The sequence below is a fragment of the Sanguibacter sp. A247 genome (assembly GCF_052324925.1).
Classification (GTDB): Bacteria; Actinomycetota; Actinomycetes; order Actinomycetales; family Cellulomonadaceae; genus Flavimobilis.
The window spans coordinates 364,637-386,068 of the sequence record NZ_JBQPRE010000003.1; the positions used below are offsets into that span (position 1 = coordinate 364,637).

The window sequence follows — 21,432 nt, forward strand, 5'->3', positions numbered from 1 at the left end:
CATCATCCTGCGTCGGGGGCGAGTCTAGCCAGGCTCACCCGCGAGGGCCGGTGCTGTTCGCGGTTCGTCCCGCACCGTGGCACGCTCGCGCCGGGCGCACGCGTGCGCGAGGAGGACCTGGGCGGCGACGTAGGTGAGCATGACGAGGAATCCGCGCTGCGGAGGGTCAAACGACGGCGCGAAAGCACCGAGCGCAATCATCGCGTCCGACGCGAGGAAGATGATGCCGCCCACGCCAGCAACTGGCCCGAGCCCCCACGCGAGAACAGAGGCCGTCGCAAGGACGGCGGCGTACACGGCGACCGCGGGAAGCAGCGCGCCCGCCTCCTTCGCGCACAGCACGACGACCCCGACGAGAACCGCCCCGTAGAGGACGAGCGTCCACGGCGCCCTGCCCCACGCGCTCGCGCGGCGCGACGGCCAGAACGCAGCCGAGTAGATGACCTGGGCGACGAGGAAGAAGCCGATCATCGCGAGGAAGCCCACGTCCCCGCTGAGCACCCGCGGGACCGCGTCACCGAGCCACGAGAACCCGAGCGCGAGGAGCACGAGCACGGTGAGCCGGGAGCGCGGACCGGGCGTCGTCCGACTCCACAGCCACGCGGCGACGAGCGGCATGAGCAGGACCTGGGTGATCGCGGCGAGCCCCGATGCGTCGTTCCACTGCGCGACGAGGTGCACCCCCGTGACGGCGATGCCAAGGACAGCGATGACGGTCGTCGCGTTGCCGCTGGTCAGGTTGCCGCTGGTCGGCGCAGGTGCAGCGCCCTCGGGCCGAGCCACCATGAAGTCCTCCACAACGTCGGGTGGCCACACGCTACGGGACGGGGTGCCGTCCGGGAAGGTCAGTGTCCCGACACGCCGAGCAGAACCTCGGAGTGGAAGACGCGGAAGCCCAGACGTTCGTAGAGCCGGTACGCGCCCGACGGGTTGGCGGTGTCGACGCCGAGCGTGCCGGCTTCCATGCCGTCCGCCCGGAAGCGTTCGAGCGCGCGCGTGAGCAGAAGACTGGCGATGCCGCGGCCGCGGCCCTCTCGCACGACGCCGAGCAGGTGGACGTAGCCGCTCGTGAAGCCCTGCGCGGGCCAGTCCTCGGGGTACTTGTCGCTGCGCAGGTAGCCGACGACGGGGCTGCCCTCGCGCGTCGTGTCGCGGGCGACGAGGCTCCACCCGGGGACGAACGTCGTGCGGCCGGCGAGCCAGCGCTCCAAGCTCATCGGCTGGGAGCCCCAGTGGTCGGCGAACGCGGCGTTGTGCGCGAGGCGCACGTCGTCCTCGTCTGCGTCCGCCCAGGTCGTGACGGTGATGCCCGCGGGAGGTGCGGCGGGTGCGAGGTCGGTGTCGAGGTCGCGTCGCAGGCTCGCATAGTGGCGCAGGTCTGCGAAGCCGAGCCGCGTGTAGAGCCGGGCCGTGCGAGCGTCGTCGCTCCCGATGACGACGCCGACGCGCCACGGGATGCCGTCGCCGCTGCCACGGGACGCGAGCAGCGCGTGCGCATGGTCGATGCCCCAGCGTGCGACGGTGCGGCCGATGCCGCGTCCGCGCCAGCGCTGGTCGACTCCGCCGTCGAGGTACACGCGGCGTTCCGTCTCGTCGTCGGGCGGCGCGGTGAGCATCATCCAGGCGCGCGGCGTGCCGTCTGCGTCGAGTCCGACGATGCTCTCGAGGGCAAGGTTGCGCCAAGGCTCGCCGAGGTCCTCGACGGTCTCGTCGAGCGACATGCGGAAGGGCTGCGCGTCCGCCTCCTCGACGTCGTTGAACAGTCGCAGCAACGCGGGCGCGTCGGCCGCGACCAGCGGACGCCAGAGAAGATCGGGGTGGAGGTCCATGGGCCCAGCATGCGTCGCGCTTTCCTCGCCGGTCGAGGTCTTTTCCCCGTCGGTCCCGTGCGCCTCGCGGAGCCGTCAGGCGTCGATGCGCGACCGGTCGAGGTTCACGGCACCCGCGACGATGAACTCCTTGCGGGGCGCGACGTCCGATCCCATGAGCAGGTCGAAGACCTGCTCGGCGACCTCAGCGTCGGCGAGCGTGACCCGGCGCAGCGTGCGCAGGCGCGGATCCATCGTCGTCTCCGCGAGCTGACCGGCGTCCATCTCACCGAGGCCCTTGTACCGCTGGATGTCGTCCTTGTAGCGCTTGCCGGCCTTGTCGAGCTTCTTGAGCGTTGCCGTGAGCTCGGCTTCGGAGTACGTGTAGATGTACTCGTTCTTGCGGCTTCCCGCGCCGATGACCTCGATGCGGTGCAACGGCGGGACGGCCGCGTACACGCGCCCGTCCTCGACGAGGGGCCGCATGTAGCGGAAGAAGAGCGTGAGCAGCAAGGTGCGGATGTGCGCGCCGTCCACGTCGGCATCCGTCATGAGGACGATCTTGCCGTAGCGCGCTTGCTCGAGGTCGAACGTGCGGCCCGAGCCGGCGCCGATCACCTGGATGATCGCCGCACACTCTGCGTTGCGCAGCATGTCGGAGACCGAGGCCTTCTGAACGTTGAGGATCTTGCCGCGGATGGGCAGCAGCGCCTGGAAGTCCGAGGACCGCGCAAGCTTCGCAGTACCGAGCGCCGAGTCCCCCTCGACGATGAAGAGCTCGGAGCGCCCGACGTCGTCTGAGCGGCAGTCGGCAAGCTTCGCGGGGAGCGAGGAGGTCTCCAGCGCATTCTTGCGGCGCGAGATCTCCTTCTGCTTGCGCGCGGAGATGCGCGCGCGCATCTCCGCGACGACCTTGTCGAGCAGGAGCGCGGACTGGGCCTTGTCGTCACGCTTCGTCGAGGAGAAGATCCCGCCGAGCTCCTTCTCCAGCACCCGCGAGACGATTCCGCGGACGGGAGCCGTGCCGAGGACCTCCTTCGTCTGGCCCTCGAACTGCGGCTCGGCGAGGCGGACCGTGACGACCGCGGTGAGCCCCGCAAGGATGTCGTCCTTCTCGATGCGCTCGGCGGAGTCCTTCGCGCTGATCTTCAGGCGCCGGGCGTTGGCCTCGACCTGCTTGCGCACGAGCTTGAGCAGCCCGGCCTCGAAGCCCGCGAGGTGGGTGCCACCCTTGGGCGTCGCGATGATGTTGACGAACGACCGCACGGTCGTGTCGTAGCCCGTCCCCCACCGCAACGCGATGTCGACCTCGCACTCGCGCTCGACCTCGCGCGGCGTCATGTGCCCGCGGTCGTCGAGGACCGGGACGGTCTCGGTGAACTTGCCGGAGCCCGACAGCCGCCACGCGCCCGTCACAGGGGCGTCCGGCGCCAAGAACTCGACGAAGTCGACCGTGCCGCCCGTGTGGTGGAACTCCTCCTCCCACAGGCCGCTCTCGCCGGGGGTTCCGGGCAGGCCGCGCTCGTCGCGCAGCGTGATCCTGAGGCCGGGCACGAGGAACGTCGTCTGCCGGATGCGCGCGACCAGCTCGTCGTACTGGAACGCTGCGGTCGCGAGGAAGATCTGCTTGTCAGCCCAGTAGCGCACGCGAGTTCCGGTGCGGCCGCGCGCGACCTTGCCCGACGCCATGAGCGAGGACTTCTCGACGAACGGCGTGAACGCGGCGTCAGGGCTCGGACCCGTGCGCGGGTCGTCGAACACGCCGGGTTCACCGCGGTGGAACGACATCGCCCACGTCTTGCCACCCCGGTCGACCTCGACGTCGAGTCGCGCGGAGAGCGCGTTGACGACGCTCGCGCCGACGCCGTGGAGGCCGCCTGAGGCGGCATAGGACCCGCCGCCGAACTTGCCGCCCGCGTGGAGCTTCGTGAAGACCACCTCGACGCCCGAGAGCCCGGTCTTGGGCTCGACGTCGACGGGGATGCCACGGCCGTCGTCGGCGACCGTGACCGAGCTGTCCGCGTGCAGCGTCACGGTGATGTTCGTGCAGTGCCCTCCGAGGGCTTCGTCGACAGCGTTGTCGATGATCTCCCACAGGCAGTGCATGAGGCCCCGAGAGTCGGTGGTCCCGATATACATGCCCGGACGCTTGCGTACCGCCTCGAGCCCCTCGAGGACTGAGAGGTGGCGGGCGGAATAGGACTCGGTCGTTGCGGTCGGCACGGTTACACACTCTAGGTCCACCGAGGCTCACCGACGTGCTCGAAGCCATTCGGCGAGAGTCCGCGCATCCCTCTCATCCCACCCAGGACGCCGACGCAGCCTGGGAACATGACGACCATGTGGCGGACGTCATGATCCCGGGCTGTGAACGGGGCCGATGCGTACGCCGGTGGCGAACGTCCCTGCGGCAACGGAATGCCGTGGCGGGTTCGATGGTTTGATGCTGACATGAGCACCGTGACCGCAACCCCGTTGACCGTAGCCGACCGCTGCGACCGCTGCGGCGCCCAGGCGTATGTCCGCGTCGCACTTCCCGTGGGTGAGCTCCTCTTCTGCGCCCACCACTCGCGTGAGCACGCCGAGGCGTACACGTCGATCGCGGTGGAGATCCAGGACGAGACCGCCCGCCTCCACGAAGAGCACGGCGCACGCTGAGCGATCGCTCACCGCACCATCAGACGCAGGACCCCGCACCACCATGGGTGCGGGGTCCTGCTGTCTTCGCGGCCGACCGTCCCCTCGCACCGTCCCTCGCACTGCCCGCTCCCGACTGCGCGTGCCGTCATGACGGACGACCCCCGCACCGGAGTGCGAGGGTCGTCGGGGTCGAGACTCGGGGCCAGGCCCTGTGACGGGCTCAGTCGAGGTAGTCGCGCAGCACCTGTGAGCGGCTCGGGTGCCGCAGCTTCGACATCGTCTTCGACTCGATCTGACGGATGCGCTCACGCGTCACGCCGTAGACCTTGCCGATCTCGTCGAGCGTCTTGGGCTGGCCGTCCGTCAGGCCGAAGCGCATGGAGACGACGCCGGCCTCACGTTCGGAGAGCGTGTCGAGCACCTGGTGCAGCTGCTCCTGCAGAAGCGTGAAGCTCACCGCGTCAGCGGGAACAACAGCCTCGGAGTCCTCGATGAGGTCGCCGAACTCGGAGTCGCCGTCCTCGCCGAGAGGCGTGTGCAGGGAGATCGGCTCGCGGCCGTACTTCTGGACCTCGACGACCTTCTCAGGCGTCATGTCGAGCTCCTTGGCGAGCTCTTCGGGCGTGGGCTCGCGGCCCAGGTCCTGGAGCATCTGCCGCTGGACGCGCGCAAGCTTGTTGATGACCTCGACCATGTGGACGGGGATACGGATCGTGCGGGCCTGGTCAGCCATGGCACGCGTGATCGCCTGACGGATCCACCACGTCGCGTAGGTCGAGAACTTGTAGCCCTTGGTGTAGTCGAACTTCTCGACCGCACGGATGAGACCGAGGTTGCCCTCCTGGATGAGGTCCAGGAAGAGCATGCCGCGCCCGGTGTAGCGCTTGGCGAGCGACACGACGAGACGCAGGTTGGCCTCGAGCAGGTGGTTCTTGGCGCGGCGACCGTCGGATGCGATCCACTCGAGCTCGCGACGCATCTTGGGGGCGAGTTCGCTCGCACCGTGCGCCAGCCGCTCCTCGGCGAAGAGACCGGCCTCGATCCGCTTGGCGAGGTCGACCTCCTGCTCGGCGTTGAGGAGCGCGACCTTACCGATCTGCTTGAGGTAGTCCTTGACGGGGTCCGCCGTCGCACCGGCCGTGATGACCTGCTGAGCGGGGGCGTCGTCGTCGTCCGCGTCGGAGTAGACGAAGCCTGAGGACGACTCCTCGGCCTCCTCGGCGGGCTTCGCCGCAGGCGCGGGCTTCTCGCCTGCGTCCTCTGCCGAGTCTGCCGTCGTGTCATCAGCCTCGATCTCGACGTCCTCGAGGTCGTCGTCACCGGGCGTGGCCTCGTCGTTGTCGTCGGCGGTCGCCTCGTGCGCGTCGGCGTCCTTGGCGGCTGCGGCCTTCTTCGCGGCCGCCGTCGTCTTCCGTGCCGGCGCGGCCTTCGTCGTGGCGGCCTTCGCAGGCGCCTTCTTGGCCGGGGCCTTCTTCGCCGCCGGCTTGGCGGCGACGTCGGCCTCTGCCTCGTCCTCTGCAGGAGCGGACGCCGCGACCGCCTTCTTCGCAGGCGCCTTCTTGGCCGCGGGCTTCGCGGCGGGAGCGTCGGCGTCTGCCTTCGCGGTCGTGGCCGTGGCACGCTTGGTCGCCGCAGCCGCGACCTTGCCGGTCACAGGCAGCGTCACCTCGATGCCGAGCATCGCGATCGCCCGGTAGACGGCCTTGAGTCGCTTGGCGTCAGCAACCGCAGCGCTCTCGCACGCGGTCCGCAGGCTCTCGGCGTCGATCCGGCCGTCGGTCGTCCCACGCCGGACGAGGTCCTGGAGCACGGGGTGCTCGAACTCTCGCGGCAGGGCGTGGTTCGGAATGTTGGGCGCCACAGATGACCTTTCGGCAGAACTCGAGGAGTGCTTGACGTCGAACGCGGGATGAACTTCGCGGTGCGCCGTGAGCACGGTCCCCCTATTGTACTCGGAACGAGCGTGCGGACGGCCCTGAGGGCCGCCGTCCGCTCGGCGAGCAGGCGGCCGGCAAAGACGACGTCCACACGCTCCAACGCGCGAGGACCCGCGAATTGTTCCCGTTCAGCGTGAGCTGGCCGCCCCGTTCTGCGCGGGCTTGACTGCGAGGACCGGGCACGGCGCGTCGAGCAGCACACGCTGGGCGTTGGCGCCCAGGACAAGCTTCCCCGTGGGACTGCGCCGGCGTAGCCCGATGACGACGAGCGTGGCCGAGGTCTCTTCGGCGATGCGGACGAGGTCGTCGGCGACATCACCGGCACCTTCGATCACCCGCACCTCGTGGTCGACGCCACTGGTCGCGAGCTCGGTGGTGACGCGTGCAAGGTCTTCGTCCCGCGCCCTGGCGTGCTCAGCGTCGGTGCGATCAGCACGTTCGCTGACGACGATGACGAGCCGCGAGCCACGCCCGCCGGCCGCCTCTCGAGCAGAAGCGAGTGCAGCGGCCCCTTCGGGGGTGGACTGATAGCCGACGACGACGGACATCGTTGTTCCTCCTGAGACGGGCGCCCTGGGTCACGCCGTTCATAGCCGACACTATCCGACCCCGGGACCTCTCTCCTGCGCCCTGGGTCCTCCACTCGCACGTCACCCCCTCCGCACGCACGCGTCCTAGCGCTCGTGCTCGCCCTCGGTGCGCGCGCGGCGCACCCAGCCGGGCGGCAGCCCGGCGTCGAGCGCCTCACGCACGAGCCGCGCCAGGGAGTGGTGGGGATCGGCTTCGAGGGCTCGGTCGATCCAGACCGCGGCCTCGGCGCCGTGCCCGGTCCACCAGGCCGTGAGTCCGAGCAGCGTGAGCGCAGGCGCCGAGCCACCCTCGCGATGCGCGACGACGTGACGCAGCACGCCACGGGCCGGTTCGAGCAGCGCGGGGTCGGGCGCGAGCGCGACCTCGGGGTCCGCGATCGCTCGCACGGCGAGGCCGACCTCGTCGTTGCTCTCGCGACCGTCGCTCGCGCAGAACCTCGCTGCCACCGTCCCCGTGCCCGGCACGAGGGTGACGAGCACGGCGTCGCGCACCGTCTTGTCTTCGAGCGCTTCGCCGATCTGACCCCACAGGCTCGGCCGGTTGAGGCGATGCGCTCGTTGCGTCGCGTCGCGCATCGCTGCCCGTACCCCCCTGTGCCAGGCATCGAGCGACCGTGTGCGCCAACCGCCGCTGTCCTTGTCGGGGCCGATCGTGGGTCGGCGGCTGTCGTGGGCCGCGCGTCGGGCAACACGACGGTGCGCGGCCGAGACCACCGGGATGCGACCAAGGTCGTCCCGGTCGGCGAGCACCGCGACTCCGTCGAACACCATGCGGGCGCCGACCGCTGTCGACTCGAGGTCTCGCAGGGGGCGACCCGGGGCGAGCACACCGCGAGGGAGCACCTCGTGGTAGCTGCTGGCGCCGGACGCGAGCACGGCCCGGACCTCGAGCGAGGACACCGTCGCCTCACGCAGCCGCGCCAGCGCAGTGACGGCCTCGCGGTCGAGGTCGCTGCCGTCCTCAAGATCGTCGTCGCGGTACACCACGATGACGACGCTCGACGAGCCGTCGCGGGCGACGGCCGCGACGAGATTGCGCGCGAGCTGCGGACCCGAACGGGGGTGGGCGATGTCGGCAAGGTCCGTGCGGATCATCATGCCGACGCGTCGGCGCGGGCCCTGCAGCCCGACGACCACGACCGAGTCGCGCGGCATGAAGCCGAGCTGGTAGGGAACGAGGGCGAGCAGCTCGCAGGGCTCCGAGGCCCGGATCGTGTGTGTCATGGCCCCACAGCACACGCTCGCGCGCCACCCTGCGCGCGACGTCCTCACATCTGTGGATGCTCACGCGCCGATCCACACCTGTGGGCACCCTCGATAGGGTGCCGGTATGAGCACCCCTGCCTTGGTCGATCGTGACGACGTACGTTCCCGGGTCGATCACCTCATCGACCTCTACCTCACCGGAGCACGACAGGACGCGGTGAGCGCGCACAGCGACGACGTCGATCCCCTCTTCGACGCCATGGGCCGGCTGCTCGGAGGCGGCAAGCGCCTGCGCGCCGCGTTCACCTACTGGGCGTGGCGCGCGTTCGCGACGGACGAGGGCGAGGCCGAGGGTGCGCTCCGGCTCGGCGCCGCGCTCGAGCTCTTCCAGGCCGCGGCGCTCTTCCACGACGACCTCATGGACCAGTCCGACACGCGCCGCGGGCACGCGACCGCGCACGTCCACTTCGCACGCGTGCATCGCGCGGGGGGCTGGCCCGGCAGCTCGTCCCAGTTCGGCCTCTCGGCGGCGGTCCTGCTCGGCGATCTCGCCCTGGCCGGGACCGAGCGGATGCTCGGCGACGCGCTCGATCATCTGCCCGAACGCGTCGGAGCACCGACCCGTGACATCTTCGACACGATGCGCACCGAGGTCACTCTCGGCCAGTACCTCGACGTGCTCTCCCAGGTGCGTCCGTGGAGTGACGACGCTGAGGACGACGAACGCCGGGCACGCGCCGTCATTCGCGCCAAGTCGGCGCGCTACTCCGTGGAGCACCCGTTGAGCCTCGGCGCGGCAGCGGCCGGGGTCGACGACGAGACGCTCGCGGGGGTGCGCCGCTTCGGCCTGCCCCTGGGCGAGGCGTTCCAGCTCCGCGATGACATCCTCGGCGTCTTTGGCGACCCAGCGACGACGGGCAAGCCCGCGGGCGACGACCTGCGCGAGGGCAAGCGCACCGTCCTGCTCGCGCGCGCCTTCGCAGGGGCGACGTCGGCGGAGGCAGCCGCGCTGCGTGGCCTCGTCGGCTCCCCTGAGCTCTCGGACGACGAGATCGAGGACCTGCGCGCGATCTTCGTCCGGACAGGCGCTCTCGACGGGGTCGAGAGGCTCGTCGACTCGCTCGCGGACGAGGCCTTCGCAGCCCTCGACGCCCTCGGCCTCTCGGGCGAGGGCGCGACGATGCTGCGCGCGCTCGGCTACGCCGCGATCGAACGCAGCGCCTGACGCAGCGGGCCCGCGAGTCTCATCCGAGACTCGCGGGCCTCCGCCTCACAAGAGCGACTGCGCGACGCGGCGGACCTCGGACTTGCGACCCGCACGCAGCGCGTCGAGCGGGGTCGTGCCGATCTCGTCGTCGACCGTGAGCAGCCAGTCGACGATGTCATCGTCAGAGAAGCGCAGGTCGCCGAGAAGTGCGATCGTCCCCTGGAGCGACGGCAGCGGGACGGGCAGGTCGCCTTCGACCGGCGGACGCCGATCGGCAGGGTTCTGCAGGTGACGCTCGATGAAGAAGTCGGCGGGGACCCGCATGACGGGGTTCTCGCCGCGTCGCACGGCGACGATCACGCGGTCGTGCAGCATGCCCCGCACCCTGGAGATGTCCGTCTCCAGGAGCTCGGCGACGGCCGGGAGCGTGAGCCACTCCCCCGTGTAGGTGGTGTCAGTCATGCCCCCACGGTAGTCGTGTGTGAAGCCCTGACGATCCCCCGGTGCTGATCGGGCGCGCCCACCGGCCGGGAGAGCTGGGCCACCGTAGACTCGCCACCGTGGGAGCCACCCTGACCGACCCTCTTGCCGGCCGCCTCATCGACGGCCGCTACCTTGTCGTGTCACGGATCGCTCGGGGCGGTATGGCGACGGTCTACCGCGCCGTCGATCGCCGCCTCGACCGTGAGGTCGCGCTCAAGATCATGCACGCACATCTGGCTGACGGAGCCGAGGGCGCGGACTTCGTGTCGCGGTTCCGCCGCGAGGCGCGCGCAGCCGCACGGCTCGCGCACCCGGGTCTCGTCGCGGTCTTCGACCAGGGAGTCGATGGCGACACGAGCTATCTCACGATGGAGCTCGTCGACGGGACGACCTTGCGTCGGCGTCTGCGCGACCAGGCCACCCTCTCGGTCGGAGATGCGCTCGAGATCGCCGAGGCGGTTCTCGATGCGCTCACGGCCGCGCACCGCACGGGGCTGGTCCACCGCGACATCAAGCCCGAGAATGTCTTGATCTCCGAGGAGGGCCGCGTCAAGGTCGCCGACTTCGGTCTGGCGCGCGCTGTCACCGAGGTGACGTCGACCGCGACCGGGACCGTCTTCGGAACCGTCGCGTACCTCGCTCCCGAGATCATCCTCACGGGGGCGTGCGACGCTCGCACCGACGTCTACGCGGTGGGGATCCTCCTCCACGAGATGATCACGGGCGCGCAGCCGCACTCGGGCGCCACCCCCATCCAGGTCGCCTACCAGCACGTCAACGTTGACGTCCCCGACGTCTCCGACGTTGCCACGGGCATCCCGACCGAGATCGACGAGCTCGTCGCGGCGTTTGCTGCGCGCGACGCGCAGAACCGACCGTCGGACGCCTCCGCGGCGCTCGAACTGCTGCGCCGCACGCGTGCTGGGCTCACTCCCGAGGACCTCGCGCTGCGCCACGAGCGTCCCGTCGTCGCGGAGCCCACGACTGACGAGAGCTCTGACGAGGTGGTACCGGCGCTTCCGCCCGTCCCTCCCCCGCCGGGCTCCGACCACACGTTCGTGAGCGCGGCATCGCCCGCGAGCCCGGGCTCACCCGCGACACCGGGGTCAGCTGCCAGCCCCGACGACGAGGACGACGACGACCTCCGCACCGAGGCGATCAGCGTCGGCGGGTCGGGAACGACGATCGCCCTGCCCATCGGGACGGGCGCCGTCGCTCCCGTCGACACCGCCGGGCCCGCTCGGCGCGCACGTCGCCGGCGCAGCCTGCTCATCGCCACTCTCGTCACCGTGCTCGTCGCAGCCCTCGCGGGCGGCGCGACCCTGTGGTGGGCATCGTGGGGTCCGGGGGCGTACACAACCGTTCCCACGGGTCTGCTGGGTGCGGAGGCCGACGCGGCCGCGGCCGCGCTCACGACGCTCGGCCTGCACGCCGACACGTCACAGACCGCGCACGCCGACGACGTTCCCGCCGGGTCGGTCATCTCCGTCGACCCCAAGGAGGGCGCCGAGATCCACCGGGAGGGCACCGTCCGGCTCGTGGTCTCGCTCGGCATCCTCATGCGCACGGTCCCCGACTCTCTCGTGGGCGCGACGGCCGACAAGGCGCACGCGCTCCTCGCTGAGGCGCAGCTCGAGGCCGCGCCCGACGTGCTCGTGCACGACGACTCAACCCCGCGCGGAGTCGTCATGTCGGTCGACCAGACCGAGGGCGCCTCGGTCGCTCACTCGACCGTCGTCACCCTCACGGTCTCCGACGGCCCCGCCCCGGTCACCGTCCCGCAGGTGGTCGAGTCGACGAGCAAGAACGCGTCCGCGACGCTCAAGAGCGTCGGGCTCGAGGTCGAGGTGAAGAAGGAGTTCTCCGAGACCGTCCCCAAGGGCGCGGTCATCTCTCAGAGCCCCGAAGCCTCGAGCGCGGCCCACCGCACGGACACCGTGACCATCGTCGTCTCCAAGGGCCCGCCACTCGTCGAGGTCCCGAACGTCGTCGGTCTGACCGCGACCGACGCCGAGGCCGCGCTGCGCGCAGCTGGCTTCGTCCCCGACATCAAGCAGCAGTGGGGCGGGCTCTTCGACAGGGTCCGGTTCCAGAGCGAGAAGGCGGGCGAGAAGATCCCCAAGGGATCGACGATCTCGATCACCATCGTCTAGCGCGCAACACTCAGGGCCCCGACCAACGGTCGGGGCCCTGAGTGTTGCGGACGTGGCTCCGGTCAGCGGAGCATCTCGGCCACCTGGAAGGCCATCTCGAGAGACTGCTGGTGGTTGAGGCGCGGGTCGACGAGCGTCTCGTAGCGCACAGCGAGGCCTTCGTCGTCGATCTCTTCGGAGCCGCCGAGCACCTCGGTGACGTCGTCCCCCGTGAGCTCGACGTGGAGACCACCGGGAACGGTGTCGAGAGCACGGTGGACCTCGAAGAATCCCTTGACCTCGTCGAGCACGTCGCCGAAGCGGCGGGTCTTGTACCCGGTCGCCGACGTGATCGTGTTGCCGTGCATCGGGTCGGTGACCCACGTGACGGGGCTCCCGTGGTCGCGGACGGCCGCGACGATCGGCGGGAGGGCCTCGCGGATGCGCGCCGCGCCCATGCGCGTGATGAAGGTGAGCCGCCCGGGACGGCCCGTCGGATTGAGCTTCTCGATGAGCGCGATCGCGTCAGAGGGCGCGGTCGTCGGGCCGAGCTTGACCCCGATGGGGTTCGAGACCCGCGAGAGGAAGTCGACGTGCGCGCCGTCGAGGTCGCGCGTGCGCTCCCCGATCCAGATGAAGTGGCCCGAGGTGTCGTAGGCGTCGCCCGTGCGGGCGTCGACACGCGTGAGCGCACGCTCGTAGTCGAGCAGGAGACCCTCGTGCGAGACGAAGAACTCGACCGTCTGCAACGCGTCGAAGTCGGCGCCGCACGCCTCCATGAAGCGCAGCGCGCGGTCAATCTCGGCTGCGGTCGACTCATAGCGCGCGTATGCGGGGTTGCGCATGAACCCGCGGTTCCACTCGTGGACGCGGCGCAGGTCGGCTGAGCCGCCCTGCGTGTAGGCGCGCACGACGTTGAGGGTCGCGGCCGAGATGCCGTACCCGTCGAGCAGCCGCTGCGGGTCAGGAATGCGCGACTCTTCGGTGAAGGCATGGCCGTTGACCATGTCGCCGCGGTAGGCGGGGAGCGTGATGCCGTCGCGGGTCTCGTCGTCCGACGAGCGTGGCTTGGCGTACTGCCCCGCCATGCGGCCCATCTTGACGACGGGCATGCTCGCGCCGTGCGTGAGGATGACCGCCATCTGAAGGATCGTGCGGATCTTGTTGCGGATGCGGTCGGCCTGCGCGTCGACGAAGGTCTCGGCGCAGTCTCCACCCTGGAGCAGGAACGCATCGCCGCGGCCAGCGGCCGCGAGACGTTCCGTGAGCAGGTCGGCCTCGGCGGGCACGACGAGGGGGGCTGCCTCGGCCAGCCGCGCGGCCACCTGGCCCAACGCGTGCGCGTCGGGCCAGGTGGGCTGCTGCTTGGCGATCAGCGTCCGGAAGTGGTCGAGCCCCTCCACCACCTCGTCGTGCGCCGTCGTGGTCATGCCTGTGCGGGCACCAGGTCCTGGCCGATTCCGGCGAGGAGATCGCCGAACCACGGCTGGGACACGTCGAACGCCTTACCACCGGCGATGCGCGGGAAGGCGATCGCGGACAGCACGTCACCGTTCTCCTCGTCATGGCCGACGACGCCCGACTCGCCGCGCAGCGCGGCATCGACAGCGAAGTCCGTCATCGACTTGATGAGGCGCAGGTCCTCGGCGTTGGCTGCGGCAGCGCGAGAGTAGTAGCCAGACTTCTGGACCATGACCTTCTCGGCGCCCAGACGCTGGGCGAACTGCTGGGCGAACCAGGCACCCGGGTTGATCGTGTCGAGCTTGACGTGACCGAAGGGGTCGCGCTCGACGGTCTCGCCGGCGGCTTCGAGCTGCTCGACGATCTCGTGCATGCCCGCGCCCTCGGACAGGAAGATGTTGACGTTGCCCTGGGCGTCCATGACGGTCTTGAGGCGTGCGGCCTCGGCGTCGATGTCGATCTTCATCTCGGGGACGAAGACCGCGTTGATGTCCCAGCGCTCACGTGTGAGGCCGAGGCTCGGAACCCACTCGAGGGTGTCGAGGTGCTTGCGGTACGCGGACGCCGCCGCGGCCGTGAGCCAGCCGCAGTGACGACCCATGACCTCGTGCACGATGAGCATGCGCGGGCCCGAGCGGTGCTCGCCGATGACGTTGAACGCAAAACCGGCGGCCTCTTCGGCTGCGGTCCATGCACCGAGCGACTGCTTGATCGGGACGACGTCGTTGTCGATCGTCTTGGGAAGCCCGACAACCGTCAGCTCGTAGCCGTTCTCGTGGAGGTAGGCGGCGAGGTCGGCGGCCGTCGTGTTGGTGTCGTCGCCACCGATCGTGTGCAGGACGTCGACGCCGTCGGTCTTCAGCTGCTCGGCAGCTACCTGCAGCGGGTCCTGGCCCTCCTGGACGAGGCCGCGCTTGACGCAGTCCTTCGCGTTCGTCAGCTTGACGCGCGAGTTGCCGATCGGCGAACCACCGAAGCGGTGCAGGATCCCAGCCTTCGCGCGACCCTCGGCGTCGACGACGATCTTCTCGCCGAGGAGCAGGCCGTGGTAGCCGTGCTGGTAGGCGATGATCTCGATCGACGGGTCGAGCTCGTTGTAACGCTCGATCAGCCCTCCGACCGCAGAGGAGAGGCACGGGGCAAAGCCACCGGCCGTCAGAAGGGCAACACGACGTACAGCCATCGAAGAACTACCTCTCATCGTCGCCCGCGGGCCTGCGACGCGGGGCTGCGTCGGGCTCGTCGGGCCGTGGTTTTCCGGACCGCGGGGCACGGAGCGGCCGTGGCCGCTCCTGCACCCGTCAGTCTACCGACGGTGCCGCGCCCTCTTCGGGCGGGACCGGCACATGGACGTCCGGGGCGGCACGTCCACCAGGAGCCTTGCGCGTCTCAGATGCCTCGGCACCGGACTTCTGTCCCGACGCGATCCGGGTCTTGGCGGTTGCCGCATACATGTCGACGTACTCCTGGCCCGAGAGGCTCATGAGCGCGTACATGATCTCGTCCGTCACCGAACGAAGAATGAAACGGTCGTCGTGCATGCCGTGGTAGCGCGAGAAGTCAAGGGGCTCCCCTACGACGATGCCGACGCGCACGGGGCGCGGCAGGACCTTGCCGAGCGGCTGCGCGACCTCGGTCGCGATCATCGCGACGGGGATGACGGGGCAGCCGGACTCGAGCGCGAGCCGGGCGACGCCGGTCTTGCCGCGGTACAGACGCCCGTCGGGGCTCCGCGTGCCCTCCGGATAGATCCCGAACAGGCCGCCCTCGCGCAGGCGTGTGAGACCGGTGTTGAGCGCAGCCTCGGACGCCTTGCCTCCCGAGCGGTCGACGGGGATCGTCCCGACGCCGCGGAAGAACTTCGCCTTGAGCCGGCCGGTGAGACCTGTTCCCGTGAAGTACTCGGACTTGCCGATGAAGACGATCTCGCGGTCAAGGACGATCGGCAGGACGAACGAGTCGATGACGGCGAGGTGGTTGCTCGCGAGGATCGCACCGCCGGTCGCGGGCACGTTCTCGAGCCCGCGGGTCCACGGGCGGAAGTAGAGCTTCAGCCAAGGACCGGCGACGATCTTCTTCATCAGCCAGTAGAACAACGCAGCTTCCTCCTCGCGCCTCCGACGGGGCGCACCTTCCGACTCTAGAGTGATCTGCATGGTGGAACCCAACGTCGATCCCACGCACGGCCCTGACAAGGCCTCCGAGGACCTCCCCGGCGACGCCACGGGCCAGCGCTCACCGACGCACGAAGGCGATGTTCACGCCCCCGACCCCGCGAAGCAACCTACCGCACCCGAGGCGACCGGTGCGTCAGGACCCTCCGAGACGGACGGGACCACAGCACCTGCTGACGCTCCGACTGACGCGGCCAGCGCCGTCGACACCGAGACAGAGTTCGCCCGCATCGTCGCGGGTCTCGATGACGTGCGCTCGGCGACGGACGGGGCCGGGCTCTCGCAAGGATCCTGGCTCAGCGACGTTCCCGCACTTCCGGGGGTGCGGCCGCTCGGACCACGCGACCATCGGGCGACGGACGAGGAGGTCGCGCTCGAGGACGAGCAGGGCCACTTCATCCCCCCGGACCCCGGGCCGGTGCTGGGCGGGGACCCTGTCCTGACGATCGCGTGGTTCGCCGTGCTCGCCGGGATCCTGGCGCTCTTGCTCTCAGCGCTCCTCGTCAAGGTCATGCCGTCCTTCGTCGCGTGGGGCGGCGCCGGGCTGCTCGCCGTGGGCGCGGGCATCTTGCTGTGGCGGTTGCCGCACGAGCGCGGCGACAGCGACGGCAGTGACGAGCCGTGGGTGTAAGGCCCCGACGATGACGATGACGCCGGGCGGGTGCCCGGCGTCATCGTCGACGACAGCGTGCGTGAGCACGTCCGCGGGCGTGGCTGCGCCCTCGAGCGGCAGGCCCCGCGAGGGACGTGCTCAGTGGCGCGCGAGGTCGGCCGCGCCGACCATTCCCGCGTCGTTGCCGAGGGTCGCGATCGCGATGGTCGCGACGCTCGAACGGTGCGTGCGCGCCGGGAGCACGCGCTCGTAGGCGGCCTGCGTCGGGACGAGGAGAAGGTCGCCGGCATCGCCCACGCCGCCACCGATCGCGATGACCGACGGGTCCATGAACGCCGTGACGGTCGCGGCGCCCTCACCGAGCCAGCGGCCCAGCTCGGCAAAGAGCTCGATCGCGAGGGCGTCGCCCTCGCGCGCCGCTACGGTCACGTGAGGTCCCACGAGCTCGCCGTCCTCGGCGAGCTCACGCAGGCGCACAGCACGGTCGGGGTGGGCGACGAGCGCGGCGCGTGCCGTACGCACGAGCGCGGAGCCCGACGCGTACTGCTCCCAGCAGCCGAAGTGGCCGCAGCCGCACAGGCGGCCGTCGGGAACGACGCGCATGTGGCCGACCTCGGTCGCGACGCCGTACGCGCCCCGCACGAGCTGCCCGTTGACGACCGCAGCGCCGCCGAGGCCCGTGCCCACCGTGAGCATGAGGAAGTCGTTCGTCCCCGCGCCGACGCCATAGCGGTACTCGGCCCAGCCGGCCGCGTTCGCATCATTCTCGACGACGACGGGGATGGAGGTGTCGGTGAGCTCGGCAACACGCTCGGCGAGCGGGTAGTCGCGCCACGCACCGATGTTGGGTCCGAACGCGACACGACGACGGTCGGGGCTGCAGAATCCTGCGGCAGCCAGGCCGATCGCACCGATCTCGTGCTCGGCCGAGAGCTCGTGATATGCGGCTGCGATCGCGCGGTCGATGCTCGCCGCGTCCGTCGGGTCGGTCGGACGTCGGACCTGAGCGAGGATCGTCCCGTCGTCGTCGACCACTCCGGCGGCAATCTTCGTCCCGCCGATGTCCACCCCGAGCGCGTGCATATGCGTCCCTGCTCCTGTCGTCCGGCGACGCCCTCCGGCGCTGCTCACGATCACCAAGCGTGCCACAGCCACGGAGCGCTTCCATCATCCCTTCGTCCCACGTCTGACACCGTGAGACGCACGCTCCCTCGTACGCACCGCCTGCGGCCCACGTTCGCACCGACACCCCCGCCCCCGAGGTAGGACCTAGGTCACGGATCAGTGTCGGTCGGCAGTGATAATGCGACGGCGCTCACAGGCACCTCCGGGGACCGCTAACCTGTGGGCACACGCCCACTGTCACTGGAGCCAGAATGAGCGAGCACAGCACACCGATCCTCGTCGACCCGCCGCGGTCCGAGAACATCAACAGCCTTCTTGCGGGACGCGTCGAGCGCTTCCCCGACATGGGCATCATCGAGGTCAAGGTCGCCGACGGAGAGCCCTGGCGGACCATCACCGCGCGGGAGTTCGACGCGCAGGTGGTGGCCGTCGCCAAGGGCTTCGCCGCGATGGGCCTTGCACCCGGCGACCGCATCGGCATCATGTCGCGGACCCGCTACGAGTGGTCGTTGCTCGACTGGGCCGCGTGGGCAGCGGGTCTGGTCCCCGTCCCTCTCTACGAGACCTCGAGCGCCAAGCAGGTGCAGTGGATCCTCACGAACGCGGACGTCAAGGCCGTCGTGGCTGAAACCGCGGCGCACGCCACGACCATCGAGCAGGTGCGTCGCAAGTGCCCGACGCTCGGCGACGTCGTCGTCATCGACGACGGTGGGATCGACGCGATCGTCGCGCGCGGCGCCGATGTCGCCGACGAGGAGATCACGCGCAGGCGTGCCCTCGCGGCCCTCGACTCGGTCTCGACCATCATCTACACCTCGGGAACGACGGGGCGGCCCAAGGGCGCCGAGCTCACGCACGAGAACTTCGTCTCGCTCTGCCTCAACGCGATCGAGAAGCTGCCCGAGGTGATCGGTACGCCCGGCCGCCGCACGGTGCTCTTCATGCCGCTCGCGCACGTCTTCGCCCGCTTCATCGGGGTGCTCACGGTTCCCGCCAACGTCATCCTCGGTCATACGCCCGACGTCGCGACACTCCTGCCGGACTTTGCGACGTTCAAGCCGACGTTCATCCTCTCGGTCCCGCGCGTCTTCGAGAAGGTCTACAACTCCTCGGAGCAGAAGGCGATCGCGGGCGGCAAGGGCAAGATCTTCCACTGGGCTGCCGCGACGGCGATCGCGTGGTCGCGTGCGCAGGACGACGGCAAGGTCCCGCTCATGCTGACGGTCCGCCACAAGGTGGCTGACGCGCTCGTGCTCAAGAAGATCCGTGCGGCCCTCGGCGGCGACGCACGGTGGGCGATCTCTGGCGGCGCTGCGCTCGGTGAGCGCCTCGGGCACTTCTACCGGGGCCTCGGGCTCTCGGTCCTCGAGGGCTACGGCCTCACCGAGACGACCGCGCCGATCTCCGTCAACCTGCCCGCGCTGTCGAAGATCGGCACGGTCGGCCCGCCGCTTCCCGGCGCTGCGGTCCGCGTCGCGTCCGACGGTGAGCTCCTCGTGCGCGGGCCACAGGTCTTCCGCGGCTATCACAACAACCCGGAGGCGACGGCCGAGGCGTTCGAGGACGGCTGGTTCCGCACGGGCGACCTCGGCTCGGTCGACTCCGACGGGTACATCCGCATCACGGGTCGCAAGAAGGAGCTCATCGTCACGGCAGGCGGCAAGAACGTCGCCCCGGCGATCCTCGAGGACCGCGTGCGCGCTCACGCGCTCGTCTCGCAGTGCGTCGTGGTGGGCGATGCCAAACCGTTCATCGCCGCGATGGTCACGCTCGACTCCGAGGCCCTCCCGACCTGGCTGACGGCGCGTGGCAAGCCCGAGCTCACGCTCGAGCAGGCGATGGAGGACCCGGACGTTCTCGCCGCGCTCGACAAGGCTGTGACTCGGGCCAACAAGGCTGTCTCGCGCGCCGAGTCGATCCGCAAGTTCCGCATCCTCCCGACCGACTTCACGATCGAGAACGGGTACCTCACCCCGTCGCTCAAGGTGAAGCGTTCGCTCGTCCTCGAGGACTTCGCGTCCGACGTCGAGGCGCTCTACGACGGGGTGGCCTCACCCGGGGCCGTCTGAGACTCCCGCTCGCTCCAGGGGCGCCGATCCGCTGTGCGGTCGGTGCCCCTGGGCGTCGTCGCTGGTCCGGCGCGCGTGCGTGCGGCCGGGCGGAGAGTGTCCGTGGCGGGGCGTACGGTCACGGGCATGAGTTCGACCGTCACGCACGCGATGTTCCACCCGGGCACCGGGCTGCGACGTCCCGTCGTCGAGCCCGGTGCCGTCGGCGTGCAGGGGTCGCTCGACGACCTCGGCACGGATCTTCGTGACGTCACCTTCGTCGTCGTCGACCTCGAGACCACGGGGACGTCCGCTGGTGCCGATGCGATCACTGAGATCGGCGCGGTCAAGGTCCGCGGCGGTGAGATCCTCGGCGAGTTTCAGACCCTCGTCGACCCGGGCGTTCCCGTGCCACCGCAGATCGCGGTGCTCACGGGCATCACGACGGCCATGGTGCTCGACGCGCCACGAATCGCGGCCGTTCTGCCGCAGTTCCTCGAGTTTGCGCGCGGCGCAGTTCTCGTCGCACACAACGCGCGCTTCGACGTCGGGTTCCTCAAGGCTGCCGCGCGTGCGACCGAGACGCCGTGGCCCCCGTTCGAGGTTGTCGACACGGTCGCGCTCGCCCGCCGGGTCGTGCCCAAGGACGAGGCCCGTAACCACAAGCTCGGGACCCTCGCGAAGCTCTTCGGCGCAACGACGGTCCCCAACCACCGAGCGTTGTCCGACGCGCGCGCGACGGTCGACGTCCTCCACGCGTTGCTCGGGCGCCTCGCCCCGTGGGGTATCACCCACATCGAAGATCTCGCCTCGGCGCTCGACCCGGTCCCTCCCGCAGTACGCGCCAAGCGCCACCTGGCCGACGGCCTTCCGACCGGCCCGGGCGTCTACCTCTTCCACGCACCCGACGGCGAGGTCCTCTACGTCGGCACGTCCGTCAACGTGCGGGCCCGCGTACGCACCTACTTCACCCGGTCCGAGACGCGCCGTCGCATGGCCGAGATGGTGACGATCGCCGAGCGTGTCTCAGCGGTTCCGTGCGCGACGCGGCTCGAGGCACAGGTACGCGAGCTCCGGCTCATCGCCGAGCACTCCCCGCGCTACAACCGTCGTTCACGCTTCCCCGAGCGCATGCCGTGGGTCCGGCTGACGGACGAGCCTCACCCGCGGCTGAGCATCGTCACGCAGGTCGCTCCCGAGGCTCCCCCGAGCGCGGACGGGGCCGCCGACGACGGGCTCGGCACGGGAGCGTGGCACATCGGTCCATTCTTCTCGCGTTCCACGGCGCAGGCGGCGCTCGAGGGACTGCAGTCCGCTCTCGACATCCGGCGTTGCACCCGCAAGCTGCCGCTCGTCGCGCGCCCGGGTGCCGCGGCGTGCCCGTTGCTCGACCTTGGCCGGTGCGCGGGCCCGTGCGTGGCAGCCGACGACGACGTCGGGCGCGCAGCCCGCACGGCCCACGACGCCGAGGTCGCTGCAGCGCGCACGGCGATGAGCGACGACCCGTCGTCGGTCGTCGAACGCGTCCTGGCCCGGATCACGCGCTACGCGGACGAGGAACGCTTTGAGCTCGCTGCGCTCGAGCGCGACCGCCTTGCCGCACTGCTCGAAGGCTCCGCTCGGCGCGAGTCGTTCGCCCACATGTCGGTGTGCACAGAGCTCGTGGCCGCGCGTGCCCGCGACGACGGCGCATGGGAGATCGTCGTCGTGCGCCATGGGCGTCTCGCGACGACCGCGGTCGCTCCCGCGGGGACCGACCCGTACCTGACGATCGACGCGGCGACCGCGACGGCAGAGGTCGTCGCCGCACCGCTCCCGCCCACGACGGCTGCGCACCCCGAAGAGACGATGCTCGTCCTCGACTGGCTCGACTCCCCCGGCGTCCGCCTCGTCCGGACGTCCCATCCCCACGCGTGCGCCGTCCGCGGTCCCGGTGCATACGGCGCACTCACGCAGCAGGCCCGCAAGGCCCGGGCGAGCGATCCCGCGCCCCGGGACACCTGAGCCA

The 21,432-nt window shown here is 70.3% G+C and carries 17 protein-coding genes; 6 read left to right on the forward strand and 11 right to left on the reverse strand.

The features are described from left to right. Window positions 1-24: 24 nt before the first annotated feature. The 3 genes from ACTVCO_RS09870 to ACTVCO_RS09880 all read right to left on the reverse strand — a co-directional run bounded on the left by ACTVCO_RS09870 (window position 25) and on the right by ACTVCO_RS09880 (window position 4,031). Entirely contained in the window at window positions 25-786 is a 762-nt protein-coding gene (locus tag ACTVCO_RS09870) for a lysoplasmalogenase family protein (protein ID WP_443728240.1), read from the reverse strand. A 59-nt stretch (window positions 787-845) separates the two neighbouring features. Beyond that, complete coding sequence (locus tag ACTVCO_RS09875) at window positions 846-1,829, reverse strand: GNAT family N-acetyltransferase (protein ID WP_443728241.1); 984 nt, start codon at window positions 1,827-1,829, stop codon at window positions 846-848. Window positions 1,830-1,904: 75 nt separating this feature from the next. Then, window positions 1,905-4,031 (reverse strand): DNA gyrase/topoisomerase IV subunit B, encoded by a 2,127-nt coding sequence (locus ACTVCO_RS09880; RefSeq protein ID WP_443728242.1) that lies wholly within the window; start codon window positions 4,029-4,031, stop codon window positions 1,905-1,907. Between the two features lie 228 nt (window positions 4,032-4,259). Here ACTVCO_RS09880 and ACTVCO_RS09885 point away from each other — a divergent pair, with 228 nt between their 5' ends. Next, entirely contained in the window at window positions 4,260-4,466 is a 207-nt protein-coding gene (locus tag ACTVCO_RS09885) for a DUF7455 domain-containing protein (RefSeq protein WP_443728243.1), read from the forward strand. A 202-nt stretch (window positions 4,467-4,668) separates the two neighbouring features. On the opposite strand, the gene ACTVCO_RS09890 is transcribed toward ACTVCO_RS09885, so the two are convergent. From ACTVCO_RS09890 to ACTVCO_RS09900, 3 genes are all read right to left on the reverse strand, one after another. Next, the gene (locus ACTVCO_RS09890) at window positions 4,669-6,309 is read right to left on the reverse strand and encodes an RNA polymerase sigma factor (protein ID WP_443728244.1); all 1,641 of its coding nucleotides are present in this window, start codon (window positions 6,307-6,309) and stop codon (window positions 4,669-4,671) included. 204 nt (window positions 6,310-6,513) lie between these two features. After that, the gene (locus ACTVCO_RS09895; protein ID WP_443728245.1) at window positions 6,514-6,933 is read right to left on the reverse strand and encodes a universal stress protein; all 420 of its coding nucleotides are present in this window, start codon (window positions 6,931-6,933) and stop codon (window positions 6,514-6,516) included. A gap of 126 nt (window positions 6,934-7,059) precedes the next feature. Next, on the reverse strand, window positions 7,060-8,199 hold the full coding sequence (locus ACTVCO_RS09900; protein WP_443728246.1) for a DUF4192 domain-containing protein: 1,140 nt from the start codon (window positions 8,197-8,199) through the stop codon (window positions 7,060-7,062). Between the two features lie 106 nt (window positions 8,200-8,305). Between ACTVCO_RS09900 and ACTVCO_RS09905 the strand changes: the two genes are divergently transcribed. Further along, entirely contained in the window at window positions 8,306-9,406 is a 1,101-nt protein-coding gene (locus ACTVCO_RS09905; RefSeq protein WP_443728247.1) for a polyprenyl synthetase family protein, read from the forward strand. 45 nt (window positions 9,407-9,451) lie between these two features. Here ACTVCO_RS09905 and ACTVCO_RS09910 read toward each other — a convergent pair whose 3' ends face one another. Continuing rightward, entirely contained in the window at window positions 9,452-9,850 is a 399-nt protein-coding gene (locus ACTVCO_RS09910; protein ID WP_443728248.1) for an Rv2175c family DNA-binding protein, read from the reverse strand. 98 nt (window positions 9,851-9,948) lie between these two features. On the opposite strand from ACTVCO_RS09910, the gene pknB reads away from it, so the two are divergent. Further along, window positions 9,949-12,024: a Stk1 family PASTA domain-containing Ser/Thr kinase gene (gene pknB, locus ACTVCO_RS09915; protein WP_443728249.1), complete on the forward strand. Its 2,076-nt coding sequence runs from the start codon at window positions 9,949-9,951 to the stop codon at window positions 12,022-12,024. A 62-nt stretch (window positions 12,025-12,086) separates the two neighbouring features. Here pknB and ACTVCO_RS09920 read toward each other — a convergent pair whose 3' ends face one another. The 3 genes from ACTVCO_RS09920 to ACTVCO_RS09930 all read right to left on the reverse strand — a co-directional run bounded on the left by ACTVCO_RS09920 (window position 12,087) and on the right by ACTVCO_RS09930 (window position 15,545). Then, window positions 12,087-13,433: a class II 3-deoxy-7-phosphoheptulonate synthase gene (locus ACTVCO_RS09920; protein ID WP_443728250.1), complete on the reverse strand. Its 1,347-nt coding sequence runs from the start codon at window positions 13,431-13,433 to the stop codon at window positions 12,087-12,089. Next, window positions 13,430-14,647 (reverse strand): pyrophosphate--fructose-6-phosphate 1-phosphotransferase, encoded by a 1,218-nt coding sequence (locus ACTVCO_RS09925; protein ID WP_443728251.1) that lies wholly within the window; start codon window positions 14,645-14,647, stop codon window positions 13,430-13,432. The genes ACTVCO_RS09920 and ACTVCO_RS09925 overlap by 4 nt, the downstream gene beginning before the upstream one ends. A 118-nt stretch (window positions 14,648-14,765) precedes the next feature. Further along, window positions 14,766-15,545 carry a lysophospholipid acyltransferase family protein gene (locus ACTVCO_RS09930; protein ID WP_443728252.1) on the reverse strand — a complete coding sequence of 260 codons (780 nt, stop codon included), beginning with the start codon at window positions 15,543-15,545 and terminating at the stop codon, window positions 14,766-14,768. 73 nt (window positions 15,546-15,618) lie between these two features. Between ACTVCO_RS09930 and ACTVCO_RS09935 the strand changes: the two genes are divergently transcribed. Further along, the gene (locus ACTVCO_RS09935; protein ID WP_443728253.1) at window positions 15,619-16,269 is read left to right on the forward strand and encodes a hypothetical protein; all 651 of its coding nucleotides are present in this window, start codon (window positions 15,619-15,621) and stop codon (window positions 16,267-16,269) included. Between the two features lie 120 nt (window positions 16,270-16,389). On the opposite strand, the gene ACTVCO_RS09940 is transcribed toward ACTVCO_RS09935, so the two are convergent. Next, a complete protein-coding gene (locus ACTVCO_RS09940) occupies window positions 16,390-17,334 on the reverse strand; it encodes an ROK family glucokinase (RefSeq protein ID WP_443728316.1) in 945 nt (314 codons plus the stop codon). A gap of 293 nt (window positions 17,335-17,627) precedes the next feature. On the opposite strand from ACTVCO_RS09940, the gene ACTVCO_RS09945 reads away from it, so the two are divergent. Next, complete coding sequence (locus ACTVCO_RS09945) at window positions 17,628-19,445, forward strand: AMP-dependent synthetase/ligase (protein WP_443728254.1); 1,818 nt, start codon at window positions 17,628-17,630, stop codon at window positions 19,443-19,445. A 126-nt stretch (window positions 19,446-19,571) separates the two neighbouring features. Next, a complete protein-coding gene (locus tag ACTVCO_RS09950; RefSeq protein ID WP_443728255.1) occupies window positions 19,572-21,428 on the forward strand; it encodes a DEDD exonuclease domain-containing protein in 1,857 nt (618 codons plus the stop codon). Window positions 21,429-21,432 lie beyond the last annotated feature (4 nt).